Source organism: Enterobacter sp. PTB (assembly GCF_051130085.1).
GTDB lineage: Bacteria > Pseudomonadota > Gammaproteobacteria > Enterobacterales > Enterobacteriaceae > Enterobacter > Enterobacter ludwigii.
This window is the reverse complement of record NZ_JBDKEE010000011.1, coordinates 89,138-116,133: the sequence shown is the minus strand read 5'-3', so window position 1 is coordinate 116,133 and position 26,996 is coordinate 89,138. Positions and strand designations below refer to the sequence as shown.

At 57.6% G+C, this 26,996-nt stretch carries 22 protein-coding genes; 9 read left to right on the top strand and 13 right to left on the bottom strand.

The genetic code is table 11. From position 1 onward, the window contains the following. Positions 1 to 26: 26 nt before the first annotated feature. The gene (locus AAIR21_RS15220; protein WP_020883060.1) at positions 27 to 1,457 is read right to left on the bottom strand and encodes a 6-phospho-beta-glucosidase; all 1,431 of its coding nucleotides are present in this window, start codon (positions 1,455 to 1,457) and stop codon (positions 27 to 29) included. Positions 1,458 to 1,723: 266 nt separating this feature from the next. Here AAIR21_RS15220 and purM point away from each other — a divergent pair, with 266 nt between their 5' ends. The 4 genes from purM to ppx all read left to right on the top strand — a co-directional run bounded on the left by purM (position 1,724) and on the right by ppx (position 7,231). Next, positions 1,724 to 2,761: a phosphoribosylformylglycinamidine cyclo-ligase gene (gene purM, locus AAIR21_RS15215; RefSeq protein WP_183516114.1), complete on the top strand. Its 1,038-nt coding sequence runs from the start codon at positions 1,724 to 1,726 to the stop codon at positions 2,759 to 2,761. Further along, complete coding sequence (gene purN / locus AAIR21_RS15210) at positions 2,758 to 3,399, top strand: phosphoribosylglycinamide formyltransferase (RefSeq protein WP_014171132.1); 642 nt, start codon at positions 2,758 to 2,760, stop codon at positions 3,397 to 3,399. Before purM ends, purN begins: the two co-directional genes overlap by 4 nt. Positions 3,400 to 3,628: 229 nt before the next feature. Then, on the top strand, positions 3,629 to 5,689 hold the full coding sequence (gene ppk1 / locus AAIR21_RS15205) for a polyphosphate kinase 1 (protein ID WP_014171133.1): 2,061 nt from the start codon (positions 3,629 to 3,631) through the stop codon (positions 5,687 to 5,689). A gap of 3 nt (positions 5,690 to 5,692) precedes the next feature. Further along, positions 5,693 to 7,231 (top strand): exopolyphosphatase, encoded by a 1,539-nt coding sequence (ppx, locus tag AAIR21_RS15200; RefSeq protein WP_020883058.1) that lies wholly within the window; start codon positions 5,693 to 5,695, stop codon positions 7,229 to 7,231. Positions 7,232 to 7,235: 4 nt separating this feature from the next. Here the strand turns inward: ppx and AAIR21_RS15195 are convergent, their stop codons facing one another. After that, entirely contained in the window at positions 7,236 to 9,476 is a 2,241-nt protein-coding gene (locus tag AAIR21_RS15195) for an EAL domain-containing protein (RefSeq protein WP_044866185.1), read from the bottom strand. Between the two features lie 370 nt (positions 9,477 to 9,846). On the opposite strand from AAIR21_RS15195, the gene AAIR21_RS15190 reads away from it, so the two are divergent. Beyond that, positions 9,847 to 10,017 (top strand): YfgG family protein, encoded by a 171-nt coding sequence (locus AAIR21_RS15190; protein ID WP_020883056.1) that lies wholly within the window; start codon positions 9,847 to 9,849, stop codon positions 10,015 to 10,017. Here the strand turns inward: AAIR21_RS15190 and AAIR21_RS15185 are convergent. Further along, positions 10,014 to 10,904, bottom strand: a complete 891-nt coding sequence (locus AAIR21_RS15185; protein ID WP_113656119.1) for a LysR family transcriptional regulator — start codon at positions 10,902 to 10,904, stop codon at positions 10,014 to 10,016. The genes AAIR21_RS15190 and AAIR21_RS15185 overlap by 4 nt on opposite strands. A 97-nt stretch (positions 10,905 to 11,001) precedes the next feature. Here AAIR21_RS15185 and AAIR21_RS15180 point away from each other — a divergent pair, with 97 nt between their 5' ends. The 3 genes from AAIR21_RS15180 (at position 11,002) to AAIR21_RS15170 (ending at position 13,529) form a co-directional block, all read left to right on the top strand. Next, positions 11,002 to 12,195 carry an MFS transporter gene (locus AAIR21_RS15180; protein ID WP_183516113.1) on the top strand — a complete coding sequence of 398 codons (1,194 nt, stop codon included), beginning with the start codon at positions 11,002 to 11,004 and terminating at the stop codon, positions 12,193 to 12,195. A 111-nt stretch (positions 12,196 to 12,306) separates the two neighbouring features. After that, on the top strand, positions 12,307 to 12,774 hold the full coding sequence (locus AAIR21_RS15175) for a DUF6130 family protein (protein ID WP_020883054.1): 468 nt from the start codon (positions 12,307 to 12,309) through the stop codon (positions 12,772 to 12,774). 11 nt (positions 12,775 to 12,785) lie between these two features. Then, positions 12,786 to 13,529, top strand: coding sequence for an alpha/beta fold hydrolase (locus AAIR21_RS15170; protein ID WP_025203478.1), 744 nt, complete (start codon positions 12,786 to 12,788; stop codon positions 13,527 to 13,529). Between the two features lie 44 nt (positions 13,530 to 13,573). Here AAIR21_RS15170 and AAIR21_RS15165 read toward each other — a convergent pair whose 3' ends face one another. After that, positions 13,574 to 14,020: a winged helix-turn-helix transcriptional regulator gene (locus tag AAIR21_RS15165; protein ID WP_047743060.1), complete on the bottom strand. Its 447-nt coding sequence runs from the start codon at positions 14,018 to 14,020 to the stop codon at positions 13,574 to 13,576. A gap of 113 nt (positions 14,021 to 14,133) precedes the next feature. Between AAIR21_RS15165 and AAIR21_RS15160 the strand changes: the two genes are divergently transcribed. Next, on the top strand, positions 14,134 to 15,351 hold the full coding sequence (locus AAIR21_RS15160) for an MFS transporter (RefSeq protein WP_113656121.1): 1,218 nt from the start codon (positions 14,134 to 14,136) through the stop codon (positions 15,349 to 15,351). A gap of 41 nt (positions 15,352 to 15,392) precedes the next feature. Here the strand turns inward: AAIR21_RS15160 and iolB are convergent, their stop codons facing one another. The 9 genes from iolB to iolD form a co-directional block, all read right to left on the bottom strand. Beyond that, positions 15,393 to 16,205 carry a 5-deoxy-glucuronate isomerase gene (iolB, locus tag AAIR21_RS15155; RefSeq protein WP_073396231.1) on the bottom strand — a complete coding sequence of 271 codons (813 nt, stop codon included), beginning with the start codon at positions 16,203 to 16,205 and terminating at the stop codon, positions 15,393 to 15,395. Between the two features lie 9 nt (positions 16,206 to 16,214). Then, positions 16,215 to 17,105, bottom strand: a complete 891-nt coding sequence (gene iolE, locus AAIR21_RS15150) for a myo-inosose-2 dehydratase (RefSeq protein ID WP_113656123.1) — start codon at positions 17,103 to 17,105, stop codon at positions 16,215 to 16,217. Between the two features lie 14 nt (positions 17,106 to 17,119). Further along, on the bottom strand, positions 17,120 to 19,024 hold the full coding sequence (locus tag AAIR21_RS15145) for a bifunctional 5-dehydro-2-deoxygluconokinase/5-dehydro-2-deoxyphosphogluconate aldolase (RefSeq protein WP_113656124.1): 1,905 nt from the start codon (positions 19,022 to 19,024) through the stop codon (positions 17,120 to 17,122). 12 nt (positions 19,025 to 19,036) lie between these two features. After that, positions 19,037 to 20,170 carry a Gfo/Idh/MocA family protein gene (locus AAIR21_RS15140; protein ID WP_434681425.1) on the bottom strand — a complete coding sequence of 378 codons (1,134 nt, stop codon included), beginning with the start codon at positions 20,168 to 20,170 and terminating at the stop codon, positions 19,037 to 19,039. 8 nt (positions 20,171 to 20,178) lie between these two features. Next, positions 20,179 to 21,207, bottom strand: coding sequence for an ABC transporter permease (locus tag AAIR21_RS15135; protein ID WP_014171147.1), 1,029 nt, complete (start codon positions 21,205 to 21,207; stop codon positions 20,179 to 20,181). An 11-nt stretch (positions 21,208 to 21,218) separates the two neighbouring features. After that, positions 21,219 to 22,766, bottom strand: a complete 1,548-nt coding sequence (locus AAIR21_RS15130) for a sugar ABC transporter ATP-binding protein (RefSeq protein WP_138014072.1) — start codon at positions 22,764 to 22,766, stop codon at positions 21,219 to 21,221. 54 nt (positions 22,767 to 22,820) lie between these two features. Further along, positions 22,821 to 23,750, bottom strand: coding sequence for a sugar ABC transporter substrate-binding protein (locus AAIR21_RS15125; protein WP_020883045.1), 930 nt, complete (start codon positions 23,748 to 23,750; stop codon positions 22,821 to 22,823). A gap of 31 nt (positions 23,751 to 23,781) precedes the next feature. Next, positions 23,782 to 24,768, bottom strand: coding sequence for an inositol 2-dehydrogenase (gene iolG / locus AAIR21_RS15120; protein ID WP_025203474.1), 987 nt, complete (start codon positions 24,766 to 24,768; stop codon positions 23,782 to 23,784). A gap of 301 nt (positions 24,769 to 25,069) precedes the next feature. Beyond that, on the bottom strand, positions 25,070 to 26,995 hold the full coding sequence (iolD, locus tag AAIR21_RS15115) for a 3D-(3,5/4)-trihydroxycyclohexane-1,2-dione acylhydrolase (decyclizing) (protein ID WP_183516112.1): 1,926 nt from the start codon (positions 26,993 to 26,995) through the stop codon (positions 25,070 to 25,072). Between the last annotated feature and the right edge of the window lies 1 nt (position 26,996).

Genomic DNA, 26,996 nt, shown 5'->3' with positions numbered 1-26,996 from the left:
CTTTTTGCGTTTTTACTCTGCTGGAATTAAAGAGTGTCGCCGTTGCTGGCTATCACCTGCTTATACCAGTCAAACGACTTCTTCTTACTGCGGTTCAGGGTACCGTTACCTTCATTGTCTTTGTCGACAAAGATAAAGCCGTAGCGTTTTTTCATTTCACCCGTTCCGGCAGACACCAGGTCGATACAGCCCCACGGGGTATACCCCATCAGATCAACGCCATCTTCGACCACCGCTTTTTTCATTTCGCGGATGTGCGCGGCAAGGTAATCAATACGGTACTGGTCATTCACCGAACCGTCGCTCTCCTGCACGTCGATGGCGCCAAAGCCGTTCTCCACGATGAACAGGGGCAGCTGATAGTGATCCCAGAACCAGTTCAGGGAGTAACGCAGGCCCACCGGATCAATCTGCCAGCCCCAGTCAGATTTCTGCACGTACGGGTTGGAGACCAGGCTCTTACTTTCGTCGTAATCCAGCTCCGGGTTATCCGCCGTCGCTTTGGTGGCGAAAGACATGTAATAGCTAAAGCCAATGTAATCGACACACCCCTGCGTCAGCGCCGCGTTATCTTCTTCTGTAATATCCAGCGTGAAACCGCGACGAGCAAAGTAGTTAAGCAGATGCTGTGGGTACTTGCCGCGCACGTGGACATCGGTGAACCAGTAGCGACGGTGCATGGCGTTCATCGCCATCATCATATCGTCCGGGGCACAGGTCAGCGGATAGATTGGACACATGGCAATCATGCAGCCGATCCGCAGCGACGGGTTAATGTCGCGCCCGGCCTTCACCGCCAGGGCACTGGCCACCAGCTCATAGTGTGCCGCCTGGAACATTACCGGCTCGCGGTCTTCGCCCGGCTCGTACTTCAGGCCGGAGTTGGTAAACGGTGCAAAGTCTTCGTGGAAGTTGGCCTGGTTATTGATCTCGTTAAAGGTCATCCAGTACTTCACTTTATGCTGGTAACGTCTGAACACCACCTCCGCAAAGCGAACAAAGAAGTCGATCAGCTTACGGTTACGCCAGCCACCGTATTCGGTGACAAGGTGGAACGGCATCTCGAAATGGGAAAGGGTAATAACCGGCTCGATGCCATACTTCAGGCACTCGTCAAACAGGTCGTCATAGAATTTCAGGCCAGCTTCGTTAGGCTCCAGCTCGTCCCCTTTCGGGAAGATACGCGTCCAGGCGATGGAGGTACGGAAGCATTTGAAGCCCATCTCGGCAAAGAGTTTGATGTCCTCTTTATAGCGATGGTAGAAATCGATGGCTTCATGGTTAGGGTAATTTTTCCCTGGCAGCACGCCGTTGGTGATTTCACGCGGCACGCCGTGCGCGCCGGCAGTCATCACATCGGCAACGCTGATCCCCTTACCGCCCTCGTTCCAGCCCCCTTCCAGCTGATGCGCTGCGACCGCACCGCCCCACAGAAAATCTGCTTTGAATCCAGACATACACTTTCCCTCATTCTGCGTTATTTTCTGCAAAAACAATTACAGAAACCGGTTTCATTCTGATGATGTGCAAAGGGGCTTTCTGTTGCAAGGAGAAAACCGAAACCGGTTTCATTTTCGTGAACAGACTCAACTTTAGGCGCATTCGCAGGGCCTGCTGAAAAAAAAATCCTCTCGCCGAGAATAGGCTCGCAAACGTTTGCCTGGACTGTTAGAATTGCGCCGATTTTTCTTACTAGCTATGCAATCGCGTGGGGACTTGAGCCGTGACCAACAAAACTTCTCTCAGCTACAAAGATGCCGGTGTTGATATTGACGCAGGTAATGCGCTGGTTGACCGAATCAAAGGTGTGGTGAAAAAAACCCGCCGCCCGGAAGTGATGGGTGGTCTGGGTGGATTCGGCGCACTGTGCGCACTGCCGCAAAAATATCGTGAACCTGTTCTGGTCTCGGGTACTGATGGTGTAGGGACGAAACTGCGCCTGGCGATGGATTTAAAACGTCACGACACGATCGGTATCGATCTGGTCGCGATGTGTGTTAACGACCTGGTGGTTCAGGGCGCAGAGCCGCTGTTCTTCCTGGATTACTACGCGACCGGAAAACTGGACGTGGATACCGCAGCAAGCGTCATTAACGGCATTGCCGAAGGGTGTCTGCAGTCTGGCTGTGCGTTGGTCGGTGGTGAAACCGCCGAAATGCCCGGTATGTATCACGGCGAAGATTATGACGTCGCAGGCTTCTGCGTTGGCGTAGTAGAAAAATCAGAAATTATCGACGGCAGTAAAGTGGCTGATGGTGATGTGCTGATCGCGTTGGCCTCCAGCGGCCCGCACTCGAACGGCTACTCTCTGGTGCGTAAAATCCTCGACGTGAGCGGCAGCGATCCACTGACCACCGAGCTTGATGGCAAGCCACTGGCTGACCATCTGCTGGCGCCGACCCGCATCTACGTGAAAAACGTGCTGGAGCTGATCGAGAAGGTTGACGTGCACGCCATTGCCCACCTGACCGGTGGCGGCTTCTGGGAAAACATTCCGCGCGTCCTGCCGGACAACACCCAGGCGGTGATCGACGAATCGTCCTGGCAGTGGCCGTCCGTCTTTAACTGGCTGCAGACTGCGGGCAACGTGAGATCACACGAGATGTACCGCACCTTTAACTGTGGCGTGGGCATGGTTATCGCGCTGCCAGCAAGCGAAGCGGATAAGGCGATTACGCTGCTGACCGACAAAGGTGAAAACGCGTGGAAAATCGGTATTATCAAAGCATCCGATTCCGAACAGCGTGTGGTCATTGAATGAAAAACATTGTGGTGCTCATTTCCGGTAACGGAAGCAATTTGCAGGCGATAATTGACGCCTGCAAACAGAAGAAAATCAACGGCACCATTCGGGCAGTATTCAGCAATAAGGCCGACGCGTTCGGCCTTGAACGTGCCCGGGAAGAAAACATTCCCGCGCACGCGCTGGAAGCCAGCCAGTTCTCCGGACGTGAAGCGTTTGACCGGGAACTGGTTCAGGAGATTGATGCCTACGCGCCTGACGTTGTCGTGCTGGCGGGGTATATGCGTATCCTGAGCCCGGCCTTTGTCGGGCACTACGCTGGTCGTCTGCTGAATATCCACCCTTCCCTCCTGCCGAAGTATCCCGGCCTGCACACCCATCGTCAGGTTCTGGAAAACGGCGATGAGGAGCACGGTACCTCCGTGCATTTCGTTACCGACGAGCTGGACGGCGGGCCGGTGATCCTGCAGGCAAAGGTGCCGGTCTTTGAAGGTGACAGCGAAGACGACGTTACCGAACGCGTGCAGACGCAGGAACACGCCATTTATCCTCTGGTGGTAAGCTGGTTTGTTGACGGGCGTCTTCAGATGCGCGACGGTGCCGCCTGGCTGGACGGCGTCAGGCTCCCTGCACAGGGTTATGCCGCTGACGAGTAGTTTGTTTGATGTGCCCGGCGGCGCGACGCCTGCACGGGCCTGTGGTCTTCACTGTCGGGTGAGCACCGCGCTTCCCGACATGCCCTTCCCCCAACCCTCTAAAATCCCCCAGAAAAAAAATAACTGTCATACTTTTCTGGCACTGTTGGACATATCGTGGAAATGCTCGCCATAATAAGGACGAGACGGATTTACCACGTCCTGTGATTGAACTGGAGTGTGAGCTGTAATGGGTCAGGAAAAGTTATATATCGAGAAAGAGCTAAGCTGGTTAGCATTCAACGAACGTGTACTCCAGGAAGCGGCAGACAAAAGTAACCCGCTTATCGAGCGTATGCGTTTTCTGGGGATTTACTCCAACAACCTGGATGAGTTCTACAAGGTTCGCTTTGCCGAACTGAAACGGCGAATCATCATCAGCGAAGAACAGGGCTTAAACTCTCACTCGCGCCATCTGCTGGGCAAAATTCAGTCGCGCGTATTGAAAGCCGATCAGGAGTTTGACGGCCTGTATAACGAACTGCTGCTGGAAATGGCACGCAATCAAATCTTCCTGATTAACGAACGTCAGCTTTCTGTTAACCAACAAACCTGGCTGCGCCACTATTTCAAACATTACCTGCGCCAGCACATTACCCCTATTCTGATCAACCGCGAAACCGATCTGGTGCAGTTCCTGAAAGATGACTACACCTACCTCGCGGTGGAAATTATTCGTGGCGACACGATTCGTTACGCATTGCTTGAGATCCCGTCCGATAAGGTGCCGCGCTTTGTGAACCTGCCGCCGGAAACCCCGCGCAGACGCAAGCCAATGATCCTGCTCGATAATATCCTGCGTTACTGCCTGGACGACATCTTCAAGGGCTTCTTCGATTACGACGCGTTAAACGCCTACTCCATGAAGATGACCCGTGACGCCGAATACGATCTGGTGCACGAGATGGAAGCCAGCCTGATGGAGCTGATGTCATCCAGCCTGAAACAGCGCCTGACGGCGGAGCCGGTGCGCTTTGTTTATCAGCGCGATATGCCAGATGCCATGGTGGAAATGCTGCGCGACAAGCTGACCATTTCTCGCTATGACTCCATCGTGCCGGGCGGTCGTTACCATAACTTTAAAGACTTTATTGGCTTCCCGAACGTCGGCAAGGCCAATCTGGTGAACAAACCGCTGCCGCGTCTGCGCCATCTCTGGTTCGATAAATTCCGCAACGGTTTCGACGCCATTCGCGAGCGCGATGTCCTGCTCTACTATCCGTATCATACGTTTGAACACGTGCTGGAACTGCTGCGTCAGGCTTCGTTCGACCCGAACGTACTGGCGATCAAAATCAACATCTACCGTGTGGCAAAAGATTCCCGCATCATCGACGCGATGATCCATGCGGCGCACAACGGCAAAAAAGTGACCGTGGTGGTTGAGCTGCAGGCGCGCTTCGATGAAGAGGCAAACATTCACTGGGCGCGCCGTCTGACGGAAGCCGGTGTCCACGTTATCTTCTCAGCACCTGGGCTGAAAATTCACGCCAAGCTGTTCCTTATCTCCCGTAAAGAGGGGGAGGACGTGGTGCGTTATGCCCACATCGGGACCGGGAACTTTAACGAAAAAACCGCGCGAATTTATACCGACTACTCGCTGCTGACTGCCGATGCACGCATCACTAACGAGGTTCGCCGGGTGTTCAACTTTATTGAGAACCCGTACCGCCCGGTCAGCTTCGATTATCTGCTGGTCTCGCCGCAGAACTCACGCCGCTTGCTGTACGACATGATCGATAAAGAGATCGCCAATGCCCAGAAAGGGCTGTCGTCGGGCATTACGCTGAAACTCAACAACCTGGTCGACAAAGGACTGGTGGATCGTCTGTATGCGGCGTCCAGCTCCGGCGTTCCGGTCAATCTGCTGATACGCGGTATGTGCTCACTGATCCCTGAACTCGAAGGCATTAGCGACAATATTCGCGTGATCAGCATTGTTGACCGCTACCTGGAACACGATCGGGTCTATATTTTCGATAATGCGGGTGATAAACAGGTCTATCTCTCTTCTGCAGACTGGATGACGCGCAATATTGACTACCGAATTGAAGTCGCGACACCGCTCCTGGATCCGCGGCTGAAGCAGCAGATCCTCGATATCATCGAGATTCTGTTCAGCGATACGGTGAAAGCACGCTATATCGACAAAGAACTCAGTAACCGCTATGTACCGCGCGGCAATCGCCGTAAAGTGCGGTCGCAACTGGCGATTTACGACTATATCAAATCACTCGAGCAACCCGATTAACCTATGCCGATAAATGATAAGACCCCACGCCCGCAGGAATTCGCCGCGGTCGATCTTGGTTCTAACAGTTTCCACATGGTCATCGCCCGTGAGGTGGATGGCGCGTTGCAGATCATCGGTCGTCTGAAACAGCGTGTACACCTGGCGGATGGTCTTGATGAGCGCAGCATGCTCAGCGAAGAGGCAATGGAGCGAGGCTTAAACTGCCTGTCGCTGTTTGCTGAACGCCTGCAGGGCTTCTCGCCCTCCAGCGTATGCATTGTGGGCACCCACACGTTGCGCCAGGCGCTGAATGCGCCAGAATTCCTCAAGCGGGCCGAAAAAGTGATCCCCTACCCCATTGAGATCATCTCCGGTAACGAGGAAGCCCGTCTGATTTTCATGGGTGTTGAACACACTCAGCCGGAAAAAGGGCGCAAGCTGGTCATCGACATCGGCGGCGGCTCTACGGAACTGGTGATCGGCGAAGATTTTGAGCCGCGTCTGGTCGAAAGCCGTCGTATGGGCTGCGTCAGCTTTGCGCAGATGTATTTCCCGGGTGGCGCAATCAGCCGCGAAAACTTCCAGCGCGCGCGCATGGCCGCTATCCAGAAACTGGAGAACCTGGCCTGGCAGTACCGTATTCAGGGCTGGAACGTAGCGCTGGGCGCATCGGGCACCATCAAAGCGGCACATGAAGTGCTGTTGGCGATGGGTGAAAAAGATGGGTTTATCACCCCTGAGCGCCTGACCTTGCTGACCGAAGAGGTGCTGAAACATAAAAGCTTTGACGCCTTAAGCCTGCCGGGTCTTTCCGACGAGCGCAAAGCGGTATTCGTACCGGGGCTGGCTATCCTGTGCGGCGTATTTGATGCGCTGGCAATTAAAGAGCTGCGTCTTTCCGACGGCGCGCTGCGTGAAGGTGTGCTGTATGAAATGGAAGGCCGTTTCCGCCACCAGGATATTCGTAGCCGCACCGCGCAAAGCCTGGCAAACCAGTACAATATCGACCGTGAACAGGCGAAGCGCGTGCTGGAAACAACCGTTCAGATATACGACCAGTGGCAGGAGCAGAACCCTAAGCTGGCGCATCCGCAGCTTGCCGCCCTGCTGAAATGGGCAGCAATGCTGCACGAAGTGGGACTGAATATTAACCACAGCGGAATGCACCGCCACTCAGCCTATATCCTGCAAAACAGCGATCTGCCTGGCTTCAACCAGGAGCAGCAAACCATGATGGCGACCCTGGTGCGCTACCATCGTAAAGCCATCAAGCTTGACGATCTGCCGCGCTTCACGCTGTTTAAGAAGAAGCAATTCCTGCCGCTTATTCAGCTGCTGCGTCTCGGCGTGCTGCTCAATAACCAGCGTCAGGCCACCACCACCCCGCCCACGCTGAAGCTCAAAACGGATGACAACCACTGGACCCTGAGCTTCCCGCCAGACTGGTTTAGCCAGAATGCGCTGGTGCTGCTGGATCTGGAAAAAGAGCAGCAGTACTGGGAAGCGGTCACCGGCTGGCTACTCAAAATCGAAGAAGAGAGCTCAGACGTCGCGGCGTAACGGCTCAGGTCTCGACCGGCGACGCCTCTGCTTCCAGCAGTGACTCAAGCGCCACCGGTCTGCCAATCAGATAACCCTGCACATAATCGATACCTAGCGCGTGAACCGCGCTACGTATCTCTTCTGTTTCGACATACTCCGCGACCACCAGCATTTTCTTCATTCGCGCCAGATGGCAAATCGAGGCCACTATCTGATAGTCCAGACTGTTGTTGACGATATTACGGATAAAGCTTCCGTCTATCTTAAGGATATCGGCGTCCACGCTTTTCAGCCGCGCGTAGCTCGCATAGCCGGTACCGAAATCATCAATCGCAATGCGTACCCCCATTTTTTGCAACTGCCTGAGGGTATGTAACGCCTGCTCACCACTGCCGAAGGTGCTGCACTCGGTCACTTCAAATATCAGCTGCCAGGGTTCCACGGCGTATTTCGCCAGCAGACGACTCACCTCAGCCGGGAACTGCGCACGGCACACGGTGGAAGGGCCCAGATTAATGGCAAAACGCTGGCCGGGCAGATTTACCCGATGCTCTGCCAGGAAGCGTAGCGTGTTCTCCAGTACCCACAAATCAACCCGCGACGACAGACCAAATTCCTGGGCGACGGGCAGGAATTGCAAGGGAGAGAGCAACGCCCCGTTTGCATCCGACATCCGCAGCAACACCTCGTGGTAGCAATCGCCCCGCACGCCGCAAACCGGCTGGACCAGCAGAGTAAACGCGTTACTGTCGAGCGCACTTTGCAGACGGCTCATCATCGCAACCTTGTCCTTCAGGCTACGCTGGAGATGGACAGCACCGCGCTGCTGCAGATTTTCCGGATGGTTGGTCGAAATCGACAGATCGGCAATCACCCCCAGTTCACCGAGGACCAGATAGAGATGGGTCACCGGTGAGCGCACATAGCAGTAGCTCACGCCCACCTGAGGCTGCAGCGGCATCCCATCCCAGACAAAGCGGAACTGTTTAATATGCTCGTCCAGCGCCTCAATGCGTTGCTGGTGCGATTCCGCGTTAAGGCGAACCGCCAGGTCACAGCCGGTGAGGTGATAGACCCGCTCACTGGGCTGCAAGGTGCCATTGACCCACTGCGCCAGCTGCTGTTTATACAGGATCCGCAACAACACCCCGTAATTTCGGCCCAGCACCTCCAGCTCCGGAATGCGCAGCAGACAGAGCGCCGACCACGGGTTTTTAGCAAGATCGCGCGACAAGGCCCGCAGGTTCGGCATATGGACAACCGGGTCGAGTAGCGCCAGCCTGCGGGAACGTTTATTCGCGGCGCGCTGGCAGGTGGCCAGCATCGACATGTAAATCACCACAAACGAAAAGACCAGATAGCTGGAAGAGGTAATTGCCAGCTGAATGTCATACCCGGACTGTTGAGGGATATAGCGGTAAAAATAGTGGATGGACACCAGCAGCACCGGGGTCCAGATAAGCGACATCAGCTTATAGCCAAACCGCATCGCTCCCCAGAGCATCACCGGCATCAGCAACGACAGGGTGTAGTTGGTGGTGAAAATCGAGCTGTTTTCATTCATCGGGAGCAGCAGCAGGGTAAGCAGCCCGCCAAGCGCAATGGCCCACAGCAGAAATTCAATAACCGTCACCTTTTTGTCTATCTGCATTCGCACCTGCGAGACAAGACTTCTGATATACCGCGGATGACGAATCAGACGGATCAGTAAATAGCTTAACGGCACGCCCGTCAGCCCACTGACCAGCAGCGCCTGATAGTTAATCAGCGTGCGAATATTAAGCGGGGTTAACCCCTCCAGGCTCTGACGGCTCTCATACACCCCCAGATAGAGGGCAAACTGAAACAGCACCAGAAACAGCGTCGCGGGGCAAAAGGCCTGCCAGAAGATACGCTGCGCCATCAGTCTGACATCCCCGTAAGCCGTCATGCTGCGTCTGGGCGCAAACACCCGATACCCTCCCCAACTGAGCACAACAGGGACAATAAAATGAAAAATGCCGGCGATGGTTTCGAACAACCCAACCGACGGGTAGTAGCGGATGAACAGTGACAATACGATGCCGGGCAGCGCTTCCAGACCAAAAAACATCATCACCGAAAGCAGAAAGGAGAGAGGTAAATAATAGAGTGCCACCAGACCATCGCCCAATCGGGTAAAGGTATTGGCAACGCTTAATACAGGCAGTAAACCCACCGGTAAAATAAGCGGTAAAGCCCACCAGCGGTCTTTATTGTTTTTCAGGAAAGAAATAATGTTCATAGATGCCCGTTTAAACCCCTTTCGCTCCAGAGGGAAATGAAGACAGGCATCCAACCTGACGTACCTGCCGCCCGACAACGTGCGGGGCGAACAGTATGGAGGTGGGATTTTAAATACCAGGCCAGGGAAACCGTTGACTTAAATCAAACTAATTTACTCAAACGATCCTTTCTTACATTTTTTTTGAAATGGTTTTCTTCATATTATCAATATGGTAAATGCAATTATTAATTTCAATAACATTAATTAATGTATCTATTGACGGTTATTTACACATTTGCGAATTGACCCTCTCTTCCCGCTGTGCCTTAATATCCCTGTCGCCCAAAAGGGCATGCCCAGGAAAAACACAGTGAGTCAGGCCACGCGTATGCGAAAACGACATCAGTTCAACACCCGGATGACCCGCATCATACTGCTTATCAGCTTCCTGTTTTTCTTCGGCCGCTTCGTTTACTCCTCTATTGGCGCCTGGTATCACCATCAGGACAAGGCCCAGTCACAGCAATCCAGCCTGACCGTTGATTCAGCCGATCGCTAACGCGTCGAAGGATTTTGTAATATCCGAATTATCCCTGCTATTCCTTTGCTCAGGATTTTATCCTGGCGCATCACCACAGCCAGCTGTCGCTGCAGCACGGGCGTGAGCGACATCACGCATAGCCCTTCGCGGTCAGCCGCCAGGTCTACGGCCATACGCGGCACGATACTGTAGCCAAGCCCCGCACGTACCATCCGCTTGATCGCCTCGATGCTGCCCAGTTGCATCACCGGCGTGAGGATTCGCCCCTCGGCAGCAAACCAGCCGTCGATCAGCGCCCGGGTGCCGCTGCCTGATTCAAAAGCAATGAATGGCTGCGCGTGCAACGCAGCCGGCGTCAACAACTGAAAACCGTCCTGCTGGTCCAGCGACGCGATAAAAACAAACTCTTCGTCCATCACCGGCGTAACGTCGAGCGCTCTTCCGCTCACCGGTAACGTCACCAGCCCCATATCAAGACGGTTTTCTTCAATTGCCCGGACGATGTCGAGCGTATTGCCGGTCGTCACGCCCACTCTGAGAAGCGGATAGTCACGTCCGAGCTGCTGCAACAGCGGCGGCAGAAGATGAATGCAGGCCGTTGCGCCCGTGCCAAGCGTAATGGTGCCACTCACGTCATGGCTGAACTCACTCACGGACCGAATGGCTTCATCCACCGCCTGCTGAATACGCTCCCCGTGCACCAGCAACGCCTGCCCGGCAGCCGTGGGTTTGATGCCCCGCCCGGTACGCTCTACCAGCCGGGTTTGCAGAAACTGCTCCAGCTGGCGGATTTGCAGGCTGACGGCCGGCTGGGAAATGCCCAGCAGGTCCGCCGCCGCGGAAAAACTGCCGCGCTGGATAGCCAGACGGAACGTCGCGAGATAGCCCAGGTTGAGCGTTGTCATTCAAAGTTTCTCTTATACAGCGCATAAGGTGACTGACCTGCCAGCACAATAGCGCGCTCGCTATGCTCAGGACAACTGCATAACGGAATGAAAAACAATGAAAACACCTGCCCTTCCCCGTCACCTCGCCCTCCGGGCAGGTTGTCATCAGCTTATCAACTGGGGGATCTCGTTTTATATGCCCGGGACCTTTGCCCAGGCCATTGTGGCCGACCGGGGGTGGTCATCACCGCAGCTCTACCTCGGCCTGACGCTGGCGATGCTGGTAATGGCGATGGTCTCCCCTTTTGTCGCCCGACTGCTGGCGTACGCTGGCGGGCAGAACGTGGTGATGAGCGGAACGTTACTGATTGCCGCAAGCTGCGCGGGCATGGCATATACGCAGACGCTGTTCGGCTGGTACGGTGCCTGGCTGGTTGCCGGTATCGGGATGCGGCTGTCGCTGTATGATGCGCTGTTCGCCGCGCTGGTGAACCTGTACGGCCAGCAGGCACGCAGAACGATCTCGCGCATCACGCTCGCAGGCGGGCTGGCCTCAGCGGTTTTTTGGCCGCTGGGTGATGGGCTGCTGAAAGTGATGAGCTGGCAACACGCATTGCAGATCTACGCCCTCTTTGGCCTTCTGAGTGCGGTGCTGATTCGCACGCTTCCCCACCAGCGGCTGGCGGCCCCCCCGCACGTTACCGCGCCGCCCGTGCGCCAGGAACGGCGTAACGGCTGGCGGTATGCCACGTTTATTGCCCTCATGACCTTTGTCTCTAACGGCACGTCCACCCATCTGCCAGAGTTTATTGCCAGTTTTGGCCTGCCGGTCGCCATCGGCATGCTGTGGGGAGTTGGCCAGACGGGCGCACGCGCCACGGAGGTGCTGGCGGGTGCACGCTTAACCCCGCTCAACCTGACGCTCCTGACCGCCCTCGCCATGCCGCTCTGCTTTGTTATCGGGTTAAGCAGCTCGCTGTTTGTCGGGTGTGCCGCCGGTTTTGTGCTGGGCTATGGCGCCATCAACGGGCTGATGACGATAGTAAAAGCCACCCTGCCGCTGACGCTTTTCAGCGCCGAAAGCTATGCCCGCCGCACCGGCATGCTGCTCATTCCCGCACAGCTTATGGCCGCGGCATCGCCGTTTGCCTATGCGTGGCTAAACAAAACGCTGGGGAACGCCGGCGCAATGTGGGTTTCCACCGCGCTGACGCTGGTGATTGCCGGGCTGGCGATAGCGATTGTGCGCAGTGCCGACCCCGCGCGGAATAATGAAATGTATCCCACTGTATCCGGAGCGCCACGCTGACAAGCCGGTACAAAACGCCGTTCCCCGCAAACATCCCGGATACATAAAAATGGTTTTCTGTGTCTGTCATTGTTTGAAACCGAATTTGAAACCGATTGAGGAGAGACTCAGATGATCCGTCGTTATTTACTGCTCCCTGCACTTGTTCTGGCGTCAGCAACCTGCTCCTGGGCCGCACCGCTGGATAACCTCAGCGCTGCCGACGTCAACGGCCCTGCCGCGGTTGCCCCGCTGGAACGTCCACAGCCGGCCGCTAAGCTGATTGTCGATCCACCGCTTGCCGGCCCGCTGAGCAAGGGGGCGGTCTTTATTCAATACCGGGCTGAAAACCTGCGCATCGAGCCGGTATTCGGGCCCGATGCGCTGAAGGTCACACCACGTATCGGCCATATCCATGTCGTGGTGGATGACGCCCCCTGGCACTGGGCCGATACCAGCGGAGAGCCAATCATTCTGGTTGGGTTACCCGCCGGGAAGCATAAAGTGACCATAATTCTGGCCGACCCCACGCATAAACCCATCGACCATAAAACCATTGAATTCACCGTACCGCCTCACGCAACGGTCCATCATTTTTAAGGAGCCAGACAATGAAAGCACGTTCTGTACTGACGGCGGGTCTGCTGGCGCTTTCAGCCAGCGCCTTTGCTGAGAGCAAAACCAGCGTGGTGCTGGTCCATGGCGCGTTTGCCGATGGCAGCAGCTGGAACAAGGTCATTACCCGGCTGCAAAAACAGCATACCGAGGTGATTGCCGTCCAGCTGCCGCTCACGTCGCTTAAAGATGACGTTGCCGCCACCCGGCGCGCCATTGCACGGGCGCAGGGCGATGTGGTGCTGGTAGGTCATTCCTGGGGCGGAACGGTGATCAGCGAAGCGGGCAACGATGCACGGGTAAAATCCCTGGTGTACGTAGCGGCCTTTGCGCCTGATTCCGGCCAGTCGACGGCGGACCTGGCGGGAAGTTACCCACCGCCAGCGGGGAGCGCGGATATCGCAAAAACGGCAGACGGGTATTTGTATCTCCCGCCAGAAGCCGTGATGAAAGACTTCGCACCGGATGCAGGCGCCGTTGAACAGCAGACCATTGCAGCCACTCAGGGGCCGATCAAGGCCGACGCGTTTGCGGAAAAAGTGAGCCATGCGGCCTGGCATGAAAAGCCAAGCTGGTTTGTGGTCAGCAAAAATGACCGGATGATTAACCCGGAGCTTGAACGTGCGATGGCGAAAACGATCCACGCGAAAACCACGGAAGTGGCAGCAAGCCACGTGTCGATGGTGAGTCAGCCGGATGATATTGCCCGCACGATTGAGCAGGCAATCACAAACCATTAAGAATGACACAACAGCCCGCGATGCGCGGGCTTGCGAAGGGTGAGTTACTTCACTTTCTGCACTTCAGTATCTTGCGCCTTCAGCGCCGTTCCATCCTGCGCTGCTGGCGCCATCAGGGGAACCGGCTTGCCGGTACGCCTGTCGATCAACAGCGAGTGGCGCTCCCCGCGTTCAAACAGATGCTGCTCTCCCCACTGGCGAAGCGCAACGACGATGGGAAACAGGCTTTCGCCTTTGTCCGTCAGGACGTATTCCTGATACGACGTACCGTCTGACGCCCCCTGCATCGCGAGAATGCCCGCGTCGACCAGCTTGCGCAGCCGGTCAGCCAGAATGTTACGCGCAACCCCGAGATCCCGCTGAAAATCCCCGAAACGGCGCATGCCGTCAAAAGCATTGCGCACAATCAGAAGCGACCAGCGATCGCCAATCAGATCGACGCTGCGGGCAACGGGACAAAATTCCTGTTCAATCGGTTTACGAGACGGCACAGCATTACCCCGGCAGGTCAGTCAACAATAACTGGTTGCATTTTAAAACTGCATAGCCTAGCCTTCAACTGGTTTCTTTTTAAAACCACTTTACCCAGGGCGAGGATTTGTACATGTCACATGCGTCACCACTACCGTCAGATCGAAAAACCGGGCACGTCCGCTCAGGCGACATGCCGCGTAGCCTGGTGTGGCTGTTCGCCCTCGCCAGCGGCCTAAGCGTGGCCAATGTCTATTACGCACAGCCGTTGCTTGACGCGTTGTCCAGAGACTTTGGCATCAGCCATGGTGCCATTGGCGGCGTGGTCACCGCCACACAGATTGGCTGTGCTCTGGCTCTGCTGTTCGTGGTTCCTCTGGGGGATAAAGTGGATCGCCGGCGCCTGATGGCGCTACAGCTTGTCGTACTGGTCGCCGCACTGGTCACGGTCGGCATGGCGCAGACGTCAACGATGCTGCTGGCGGGTATGCTCGCCACCGGCATGGCAGGAACGGCCATGACGCAAGGGCTAATCGCCTATGCCGCCAACGCCGCGTCGCCGCATGAGCAAGGCCGCGTTATTGGTGCGGCACAAGGCGGGGTATTTATGGGCCTGTTAGTGGCCCGCGTCGTCTCCGGAGGCATCAGTGATATCGCGGGCTGGCGTGGCGTGTATCTCTCTGCCGCCGGGCTGATGGTCATTATTGCGTTTCCGCTGTGGTGGAGGCTGCCCCGCTTGCCTGCGGTGCCTGAAACGATGAGTTACCCGCGCCTGATTCACTCAATGCTGATCCTGCTGCGGGAAGAAAAAGTCCTGCAGGTGCGCGGCGTACTGGCTTTACTGATGTTCGCTGCGTTCAATATTTTCTGGAGCGCCCTGGTGCTGCCGTTAAGTGCCCCACCCTATAACTTATCGCATACCGCCATTGGTGCTTTTGGCCTGGCCGGAATGGCAGGCGCGTTAGCGGCAACCCGGGCCGGAGAGTGGGCCGATCGAGGATATGCCCGGCGCACCAGCGCGGCTGCACTGGTCATGTTACTCCTGGCGTGGTGGCCGATTTCACTGATGGACCGTTCGCTCGGCATTTTGCTCATTGGCATCGTGCTGCTCGATTTGGGCGGGCAGGCGCTGCATGTCACCAACCAGAGCCTGATCTTTCGTGCCCGCCCCGAGGCGCATAGCCGGCTGGTCGGGCTTTATATGCTGTTTTATGCTGTCGGCAGCGGTCTGGGCGCGCTGAGCACCACGATGACGTATGCCATCGCGGGCTGGCAGGGCGTCTGCCTGACTGGCGCAGCGGTGAGCCTGATGGCGCTGGTGTTCTGGTGGGTAACGCGCAAGACAGGATAAGGGTGATAAAAAAAGCCCGCCGGGTGCGGGCTTCTGCAACGTCAACGCGGATAGTCGCGGTTGATCCACGCGTGATCGTCTTCCCAGGTGAACATCCATTTTCGCACCGGACCGGCCATCACGTTGAGATAGTAGCTGTCATAACCAGCCAGCGTCGCCACCGGATGGTACCCCTTCGGTACCATCACCACGTCGCGGTTATAAACGGCCATACACTCATCCAGCGACCTGTCGTCGGTATAGACCCGCTGCATGCAGAACCCCTGCCCGGGATTGAGGCGATGATAGTAGGTCTCCTCCAGGTAGGTTTCCTGCGGTGGATTATCCGTATCGTGCTTATGGCTCGGGTATGAACTGGTGCAGCCTTCGTTGGTCCAGACCTCAACCACCAGCAGGCTGTCGGCGGGTTGATCTTCCGGCAGAATGTTGTGCACGTAGCGCTGGTTATGGCCTTTGCCGCGCGCCTGCGCGTCGATATCCTGCGGAGCGATAAGCCGTGTCGGGAAGGATCCTTTGCCGGGTGCGGCACAGACCGCCAGCTCCAGCGTGGTCAGCGCCTTAATCTGCACCGTCTCCTGCGGCGTGACGTAGACCGCCCAGGGCTTTATGCGCTCAAACGGGCTCATCCGCTCGCCGATGTCAGTAAACTGCGCGGTAGGTGTGCTGATAGAGGCCCGTCCGGCCACCAGCACCAGACAGCGCTCTTCGCTGACGGCGGGCAGCGTCAGCGTCTGCCCTTCCTGCAGTTCATACGCTTCAAAGCCAACGTATCCCCAGCCCGCGCGTTCCGGCGTGACGGACTGGGTACGGCCCTCCGCACTCGGCGGTTGCCAGCGTGATAACAGACGTGACATGTCACCTCCTCAGATAAGCCCGGCGTCGCGCGCCATGCGGCTCAGGTTGTTATACCCCAGACGGGCGTAGGTCAGCGGGTGAGCGATAGCAGGATCCTGCTCCGCCTCCACCACCAGCCAGCCGTGATAATCCTGCGCCTTCAGCAGTCGCATGATGGGCGGATAGTCCACGCAGCCGTCACCCGGTACGGTGAAGACCCCACTCAGCACCGCATCAAGGAAGCTGGTTTTGCGGTTTTTGACGTCCGCCAGCACGTCGGCGCGCACGTCTTTGCAGTGAACATGGTTAATGCGCGATGCCCAGCGCTGGGCCACCGCCAGCGGATCAGCCCCGGCAAAGGTCAGATGGCCCGTGTCCAGCAGCAGGCCCACCTCTTCACCGGTATGGGTCATCAGGTTATCGACATCTTCAGCGGACTCAATGACCGTTCCCATATGGTGATGGTAGGCAATCTGCACCCCCTGCTGCTGCGTGTAGCGGGCAAAAGCGGTCAGCTTCTCGCCGTACTCTTGCCAGCGCGCGTGCGGGAAGCGCGGGCGAAGATGAACCGGCGTCTGTTGCTCGCCGTGAATACAGCCGCTCACTTCGGCGAATACCAGCACCTTTGCCCCCAGTTCGCGCAGCAGCGTCAGGTGGGACTGCACGGCGGCAATCTCCTCCTCCACGCTACGCTCCAGCAGACGCCCTGAATACCAGCCGGAGACCAGCTGCAGATCGTGGCGCTGCAAAATGGGGCCAAGCAGGCGCGCCTCACGCGGGAATTTATTGCCCAGTTCGAAACCGGCAAAACCGGCCTCTTTCCCTTCGCTCAGACAGGTATCCAGCGGCGTCTCCGCGCCGAGTGAAGGCAGATCGTCGTTCGTCCATGTCAGCGGGTTAATGCCTAATTGCACACTCATTGTCGTCTCCTGAATTATGCGTGTCCGCGCTCGCGCCACCAGGCGATAAGCTGCAGGTAATTGTCCCGGATGCGTGCCACCAGCTGCGCATCGTCAATATCGTGTTTCAGCCATGCACGGGACGCATCGCCAAACAGCGTGCGTCCTACGGCAAAGCCCTTCACCAGCGCGTGTCCCGAGGCGGCTTTAAAATCAGCACGAAGCTGCTCAGCCGGGGCGTCCAGCCCGAGGATCACCACGCCACGACAGTGCGGATCCCGACGTTCAATAATCTCGCTCAGCGCCGTCCAGCCATCGGCAGAGAGCGGCGGCAGTTTCCACCAGTCGGGATAAATCCCCAGGTTGTAAAAACGCGAGATGGCGCGCAGGTAAAGCTCATCGCTGCGCGGCATGCTCGCAGGCAGGATCACCTCCAGCAGCAGTTCATGACCGGACTGGCAGCAGGCGTGGTAGACCTCTGCGATTTTCTGCTCCTGCTCCAGACGCAGGCCGTGCGCATCTTCCGGATGGAAAAAGACCAGGCATTTCACCACATGTTCCTGCGGCCAGCTGATGAGCTGCGTGCCGATGTTACCGTGCTCCATCTCCAGCGGCCGGGAGCCCGGCAGCTCAATAGGGCGGCCTATCCACCACCCTTCACCGGTAATCGCGTTCAGGGCGTCCTGACCAAAAGTACCGTCACACAGCAGGCCAGCTTTGCCCTCAAGCCCTGCGCTGCTGGCCGCCTCACGGCTGGCCTGCAGAATAAGCTGCTTCAGCGCCGGGATGCGCTTCAGGGATGCCCCGCACTGCAACGCCATATCTTCCAGCTGGCTGCGATGATCGAAGGCCATCACGCACAGCTCCGGCCACTCGCGGCGGCGGGTAGTGACGCGGTGCAGATGGTTCAGGCGCGAGTCAAGATCGGGACGCGGCACCGACGCCGCACGCGACAGGTAGTCGTCCAGCTCAGCCTTGCTCGGCATCGCCGGGGCACAGCCGTGGCGGGAAACCACCAGCGCGCCACACGCGTTGGCATAGCGGCAGGCCTGCTCCCAGCCTTCGTCGTTAAGGTAGCCGCGCAGCAGGCCGGACATAAACGCGTCGCCCGCACCGAGCACGTTCAGCACCTCAACGCGCACGCCGGTCACCGTCAGACCCTCATCCAGCCGGGGTGGTATAGCGTCGGTATACACCGAACAGCCAAGCGCGCCACGCTTGCAAACCAGCGTAGCGTTACTCACGGCGCGCACGCGACCCAGCGCCTGCAGGGTATCGGTACTGCCACCTGCAATGTGAAACTCTTCTTCGGTGCCGACAATGACGTCGAAAAGGTGCAGCACCTCCTGCAGTTCACGGGTCACGTTTTCTGCGGCAATAAAGCGTGTCTCCCCGTCCCCTAATGAGGTCAGCCCCCACAGTACCGGCCGGTAGTCGATATCCAGCACCGTGCGAACACCGTGACGGCGGGCATAGTTAAGCGCCGTCAGCACCGCGTCACGGGTCTGAGGGTGCGAGAGGTGGGTCCCGGTGATGGCAAGGCACCGTGCGGAGGCAATGTAGCGTTCATCCACATCGCTGGCCTTGATGGCCATATCCGCGCAGTTATCGCGATAAAAAATCAGTGGAAAGGTGTCCCGGTCTTTAATGCCGAGGAGCACCAGCGCCGTCAGGCGTTCTTTGTCGGTGATCAGATGGCTGGTATCGCAGCCCACCTGGTGTAACTCTTCTCGCAGGAAGCGTCCCATATGTTCATCACCGACGCGTGCCAGCATCGATGAGCGCAGCCCCTGACGCGCCGTCCCGTAGGCTACGTTGCCGGACGAGCCGCCGAGATATTTCGCGAAGCTCGACACATCCTCAAGACGGGCACCAATTTGCTGACTGTAGAGGTCTACCGCCACGCGGCCCATGCATATCACATCAAACTGCTTTTCCACGTTGATACCTCATCAGACAATGTCGTTCACGTTCAGCCAGCGGCCTTCCTGGTGCGAGAGTGCGATGGCGTCCAGCACCCGCGAAACCTTCCAGCCCTCTTCAAAGTCCGGCCACATCGGCACATCAGCGGCAATACCGTCGACCAGGTCGCGTACTTCCACCGTTTTTTGATCGTTAAAGCCGATACCATGGCCCGCCCCCATGCAAAACGCACCATAGTCCGGATGTGACGGACCCACGAGCAGCGTGCGGAATCCCTGGCGGTTTACCGGGTCGTCATGCAGATAGAGCTTCAGTTCCGCCATCCGCTCCTGGGTAAAACTGATGGCCCCTTTGGTGCCGGTTATCACATACGACAGTCCCATCTTGCGCCCGCAGGCGACGCGGGACGTTTCAATCACCCCTTGTGCTCCGCCGGCGAAACGGACCATCGCGTGCGCCTGATCTTCGTTTTCAACCGCAACGTTTTGCGACGAACCGGCCTGCGCCGGGCGTTCAGGCACAACAATTTTTAAATCACCGCAGACCTGCTGAATGTCCCCGACCAGATACTGCGCCATGTTGACGATATGCGCCGCCAGGTCCCCCAGTGCACCCAGCCCGGCGGTCTCTTTAAAACAGTGCCAGTGAATGGGAGAAAGCGGGTCGGCCATATAATCTTCGTTGTGGGTACCGTAGAAGTGGATCACCTCGCCAATCTCGCCGCGGGCGATGATCTCTTTCGCCAGCTGTGCCGTCGGGTTTTTCATGTAGTTAAAACCCACCAGCGTTTTCCCCCCTGCCCGCTTCGCGGCGTCCACCATTTCACGTGCGTCATGGGCATTCAGCGCCAGCGGCTTTTCCGAGTAGACATGCTTACCGTGGCGAATGGCCTCCAGCGCCATCTCTTTATGCAGATGGTTGGGCGAGCATATATCCACGACATCAATCGCCGGGTCAGCCACCAGTGCCCGCCAGTCGCCGGTTGAGCGGTTGAAGCCAAAGGCCTGCGCCCGCTCTGCCGCCAGCGCGGGCGTCACTTCCGCCACCATCTCGCGCACCAGTTTGCCGCGCAGGGTAAATACCGTCGGCGCCTGGGCATAGGCGATGGCATGTGCCTTGCCGATATACCCGGTGCCAATCAATCCAATACGAACCTCTTTCATCCTGATCCTCACAATGCGCCGCGACGGCTCTTGGCATAGGTGTCGAATGCCACCGCCAGAACGATAATTAATCCGGTGATTATTTGCTGGTAATAGGCCGAGACGTTCATCAGCACCAGACCGTTAATCAGGATCCCCATAATGATGGAACCAATGATGGTGCCGCCGATGCGTCCATAGCCGCCCATCAGCGAAGTGCCGCCGATGACTACCGAGGCGATAACGCGCAGTTCAAAGGAGATCCCAGCGACCGCTTCCGCACTGCCAAGACGAGCGCTGAGAATGAAGCCCGCCAGTCCCGCCAGACAGCCAATCAGCACATAGACACTCACCAGCACGCGCTTCACGTTGACCCCCGCCAGGCGCGCTGCCTCCGGGTTACCGCCGATGGCATAGACGAAGCGTCCCCAGCGGGTTTTATGCAGCGCCAGATACCCGCCAAGCGCCACGATGGCGAAAATCCAGATTGGAATGGAGATGCCAAGCAGCTCCCCGCGTCCCCACCAGCGGTAACCCGGGTCGAAACCTGCAATGGGCGCGCCGTCGTTGATCACCAGCGTCAGGCCACGCCAGATGGTCATCCCGCCGAGCGTGACGATAAACGGCGGCAGGCGCAGGCGGGTTACGCCCAGGCCGTGCAGGAAGCCAATCGCCGTGCCCATCGCCAGACAAATGCCCAGCCCAATCAGCCAGCTCATGCCGCCCCAGGCGTTCGGATCAACGGTGGTGAAGTTGTCGCCCTTAATCACGTATGCGGCGGTCATGGCGCAGACCGCCAGGATGGAGCCGACAGAAAGATCGATACCGGCAGTCAGAATGACGAAGGTCATCCCCACGGCCATGATCCCGTAGATGGACACCTCGGTCAGGATGTTGAAAATATTGCGTTCAGAGAAAAAATTGCTGTTCTGCGACTGAAAGAAAATCAGCAGCAGGATCATGAAAATCAGTACCCCGAAGCGCTCGAAGAAGGCGATGGGATCGAGGCGTCCGCTACGTTTCACCGGAACCTGCGTTTTAGAAATCATCTGCGTCATGGAAAACTCCGTTATGCCGCGTTGAGGGCGTTGTGGTTGATGGCCATCATCGTCATCAGCCGCTCTTCGTTAGCGTCGTCGCCGTGGATCTCACCGGTCACCCGGCCTTCACTGAGCGTGATGATCCGATCGGATACCGCCATCACTTCAGGCAGATCGGAGGAGATCACGATCACCGCCACGCCCTGTTTGGCCATATCAAACAGCACCTGGTGCACTTCCGACTTGGTGCCCACGTCAATACCGCGCGTCGGCTCATCGACAATCAGCACCCGAGGGTTCAGCGCCATGCAGCGCGCCAGGATAACTTTCTGCTGGTTACCGCCGGAGAGCTTGCGCACCTCCTGCGCGCTGTTGACCATTTTGATCTGCAGCGCCTTGCGGTAGGACTCAATCAGATCGTCCTCTTTGCGGGTATTCACAAACCAGCGCCACTGCATCAGAGAAGAGAGACTGGAGAGCGACAGGTTGTCGCGAATCGATAACCCCAGCACCGCCCCCTCTTTCTTGCGATCTTCCGGGACCAGCGCGATGCCCTGCTCAAGGGCGTACATTGGGTCGCGCGGTTGATACGGGACGCCGTCCAGTTCAAAGCTGCCCGAGGTAAAGGCATCCGCCCCGAACAGGCAGCGCGCCACTTCGGTGCGCCCTGCCCCCACCAGGCCGGCAATGCCCAGTACTTCTCCGGCGTGGACATGGAAGCTGATGTCATGCAGGGCAATGCCGTGCGGATCCAGCGGCGGTTTTTCGCGGCTTAGCCCTTTTACTGCCAGACGGACCGGCTTGTTTTCATGATGGGTTTCGCTGGCGGGACGACGATTAAAGGCCACGTCACGCCCCACCATCAGACGGATCAGCTGCTCGACATTGGTTTGCGCCACGGCGCCACTGCCGGTGAAACGGCCGTCCTGGAAAACGGTAAAGCGATCGCAAAGCTGGAAAACTTCGTGCAGTCGGTGGGTAACGTAAATAATGCTCACCCCCCGGTTTTTCAGCTCGCGCACCACGCGGTGCAGGCTTTCCACCTCGCTGTCGCTCAGCGCCGCGGAGGGTTCATCCATGATGATCAGCTTGGCGTTCAGCGTCAGCGCCCGGGCAATCTCGACCATCTGCTGCTGGGCTACGCTCAGACGGGCGACAGGCGTGGTTGGCGCAACGTTCAACTGCAGATAATCGAGTATCACCTGCGCCTCCTGGTTCACCGCTTTTTCGTCGACAATCAGGTTACGTTTACGCGGCTCGCGCCCGAGAAACATGTTTTCCGCGACGGTCATATTGGGCAGCAGGTTAAATTCCTGATAGATAGTGATAATGCCCTTGTTCTGCCGCTCAACCGGTGAATCGTCCACCGGCAGCGTGTCGCCGTTGAACCAGATATCCCCGCACGTTTGCGGCTGTGCGCCCGCCAGGGCTTTCAGCAGCGTGGATTTCCCCGCTCCGTTCTCACCCAGCAGCGCGTGGATCTCCCCGGCACCGACGGTGAGCTGTGCGCTGCTCAGCGCCCAGACGCCAGAAAAGCTTTTTGCCAGGTCGGTCACTTTCAGTAAGGGTTGCGACATCGGTCTGCTCCTCCTTAATAGTGAGCCGCCACCTGCGCGGCGGCTCCGGATAAATCAGTTACCGGCCTCACTGATGCGCTCAGCCTGCTGCAGATTTTCTTTGGTGATAAGCGTTGGCGGGTAGTCCGCGCCGGTGATGGCTTTCTTCTCACGCACGTTGGCCACCAGCTGGCTCATCGCCGTTTGTACCGCGAAGCCCGGGCGCTGATCCGCCGTGACCGCCAGCCAGCCGTCGCGCACGCGCGCCAGCGCCTCAGGGACCGCGTCAAATCCGGTCACCAGAATTTCGCCTGGCTTCACGCCCTGGCCCTGCAGCGCTTCAATTGCGCCCAGTGCCATGTCGTCATTGGCGGAGAGGATCACCTGTGGGCGTTTCGGCAGTGACGGCAGAACGCTTTCCACAATGCGCATCCCTTCAGAACGCATCCAGTTGCCGGTCTGATCGGCAACGATCTTGTACTTGTCCCCGCCCGCCTTCAGGCTGTCGCGGATCCCTTTGGTACGTTCAATGTTGGAGGAGGAACCTGGCTGGCCGGTGAGCAGAATAATGTCTGCCCCGTTGGGGAATTTGCTTTTAACGAAGTCGCCAATCGCCTGGCCGCCTTTGTAGTTGTTGGCACCAAAATGCGGCACCTTCTTCTGGCTGTCGACGGAGCGGTCAAGCGTCACAACGGGCAGATTCGCATCCTGAATTTCATCCACCGCGCTGGAGACGGCATTGACGTCATTCGGGGAGACGATGAACCCCTGCGCACCACGGGTGATGGCGTTTTCCAGGTCAGCGACCTGTTTCGGCGAGCTGCCCTGCCCGTCCAGTACCTGAAGCTTTACGCCCATCTCTTTTGCGGCTTTTACCGCAGTACGCTGCATGTGAACTTCAAACGGCATCGCCAGGTTTGGTGTACTGAAAACTATTTGCTCGTTTTCGGCCATTGCTGCCCCGGCGGTCATGGCGATGAGGGCGGCTAAGATCAGTTTTTTCATTATTATGTCTCTCTGTGTAGGGTGGTTGTGTTTAGAGGACGATCTCACGCTGGCTACGCAGGGATTCCAGCGCTTTATCCGCCAGGTACAGCGCACGTTCACCATCGTCGCCGCTACAGTCAGGCGTCGCTTCGCCGCGCAGCACCGCAACAAAGTGTTCCCATTCCGCGGCGTAAGCGGATTTGTAGCGCTGCAGGAAGAAGTGTTCCGGCAGCGCGCCGGTGCAGCCCTGTTTGCCGTAGTGCTGCACCTGATTTTCAAGAATATTGCCCGCGCACAGCAGGCCCTCTGAGCCGTGCAGCTCCAGGCGCTGGTCGTAGCCGTAAGAAGAGCGGCGGCTGTTGACGATGGTCGCCATCGCGCCGGAGGCATACTTCAGTACGATAAACGCGGTATCGATATCCCCCGCCTCGCCAATCGCCGGATCCACCAGATTGCTGCCCTGGGCATATACCGACACCGGCTCTTCGCCCATGATGAAGCGCGCCATATCAAAATCGTGAATGGTCATGTCGCGGAACATACCGCCGGAAACGCGCACATATTGCGCCGGTGGCGGGGACGGGTCGCGGGAGATAATCAGCAGCGATTCGGGCTTACCGATCCGCCCGGCCTGCACCTCGGTTTTGACCCGACGAAACTGCGGGTCAAAGCGGCGGTTAAAACCGATAAACAGCGGTACGTTGTACTCGTTAACCACTTTCAGGCAGTCGCGCACGCGGGCAAGATCCAGGTGTACCGGCTTTTCACAGAAGATCGCTTTGCCGTGGCGGGCGGCCATCTCAATCAGATCCGCGTGGGTGTCCGTCGCAGACGCGATCAGCACGGCATGAACGTTTGGGTCGCTCATCGCGTCCTCCAGGCTCTGCAAACGAGCCTGATATTGCGTGGCGAGGCGGGTGGCAAATTCCTGATTCGGGTCGACCACAGACCAGAGCGTGGTCTCACTGTGGCTGGCGATGTTAGCTGCATGTACCTGGCCAATTCGGCCAGCGCCCAGTAAAGCAATGTTAAACATAACGGCTCCCGGTGTTGGTGAATGCTGTGAACTAACGACCCCTTAAATAAAACATTTATTTCATTTTTATAAATAGTGAAAATTATATTTTTGAGTGTGGGTTAACACTTTTGAGATGATTGAGATAAATTTTGTTATCAATCTCACAACATGGAAGAAGGTGCTACTAACCCCTCACCCCTGCCCTCTCCCCAAAGGGGCGAGGGAGAAAAGAATGCACCACACCATCCCCTCCCCCCTTTGGGGAGAGGGTTAGGGTGAGGGGAAAATGAAATGAAAATTTCGTTATGGCGGGAAATACTTAATACTGGCGTGCTTTTTTTACCTGCGCCTGGGTTTGCTCAGCGGCTTTGCGCACCGCAGACGATCCCGCGACCTGCGCATCACCGGTTCGCCACCATGACGCGTAATCATGGGTCATGGTTTTCGGCAGCACTTTGATATCCAGCAGCGTTGGGCCAGGATGCGCCCGCGACGCCTCTAGCGCCACCAGCAGACTCTGCTCGTCGTGGACCCGCCACGCGCGACAGCCGTAGCTTTCCGCGTTCTGGGCGAAATCGACTTTCACCAGCGGTCCGTCGAGCCGGCCTGAATCTGGATTTCGATGACGGTTTTCCGTACCGAAGCTCCCCATCCCATGCCCCATCTGCAGGTTATTAATGCAGCCGAAGCTGGCGTTATCAAACAGCAGGACGGTGACGTTGATCCCCTCCTGCACCGCGGTTTGTAGCTCGGAGTGCAGCATCATGTAGGCGCCATCCCCCACCATGGCGTAAACCGGCTGATGCGGGCTGGCAAGCTTCGCGCCTATCGCCGCCGCAATCTCATACCCCATGCAGGAGTAGCCGTACTCCAGGTGATAACTGTCCGGCGTCTTCACCTGCCAGAGGCGCTGTAAATCCCCGGGCAGCGATCCGGCCGCGCCCACAACGATGGCATTATCTTCGATATGTTGATTGATAAGCCCCAGCACCCGCGTCTGGGTCAGACGGGTGTTGAGCGCCTCACCGTATTCCACCAGCTGCGCATCAAGGTGCCCTGCCACTTCAGGCGCATCGTCGGGATGCCACTGACGGCCCCATAAGCGCTGGCACTCCGCATGCCAGGCAGATTTCGCCTGAGCGATCTCCTCTCCCCAGTGGCTTCGGTACGCCGGGAGCGCCTGCGTTAAAGCGTGCAGCCCGGTTTGCGCATCGGCAATCAGCGCCGTGGCATCCAGTTTCAGAGCATCAAACTCGGCGACGTTCAAAAGCAGGAACTCGACGTCCGGATGGGAAAAGAGCGCTTTGGAGCCGGTGGTAAAGTCCGTCAGGCGCGTGCCGATGCCAATCACCAAATCCGCCCTGGGTGCAAGCTGGTTAGCGGCCATTCCGCCCGTCACACCGATCCCCCCCAGATTAAGGGGGTGATCGCTTACCAGCGCCCCCTTTCCGGCCTGGGTTTCGGCAAACGGCAGTTGCAGCGTCTCGACAAATTCCCGAAATGCCTCATGCGCGCCGGAATAACGCACGCCCCCGCCACACACCACCAGCGGACGGTGTTTACGGGCAATCAACGCCTGTGCCTGGGCCAGACGCTGGGGGTCAGGCGGACGGCGTTCAATGTGATGCACGCGACGCGCAAAGAAGCTCAGGGGATAATCCCAGGCTTCGCCCTGTACGTCCTGCGGCAGGCAAATGGTCACTGCCCCCGTCGCTGCAGGGTCAGTAAGCGTTCGCATCGCATTTAACATCGCGCTCATTAACTGTTCGGGACGGTTAATGCGGTCCCAGTAGCGTGAAACGGGACGGAAGCAGTCGTTGGTGCTGATACTGAGATCGTGGTACTGCTCGATTTGCTGCAAAACCGGATCGGGCTGGCGGCTGGCATAGATATCCCCCGGTAACAGCAGGAGCGGAATGCGGTTCGCGGTGGCAGTCGCCGCGGCCGTCACCATATTAGCCGCGCCGGGCCCGACGGATGAGGTGACGGCAAAAATGCGCCGACGGCGATGCTGTTTGGCGAATCCGGTCGCCATATGGGCGATGCCCTGTTCGTTACACCCCTGCATCACCTGCAGGTGGCCAGGATCCTGCTCCAGCGCCTGGCCGATACCCAGCACGTTACCGTGACCAAAAATGGTCGCCACGCCCTCCACGAAAGGCGTTTCGTGTCCATCAATGGAGACATACTGTTGATTAAGGAATCTGACCAGGGCCTGAGCCATGGTCATACGTTCGGTTTGCATA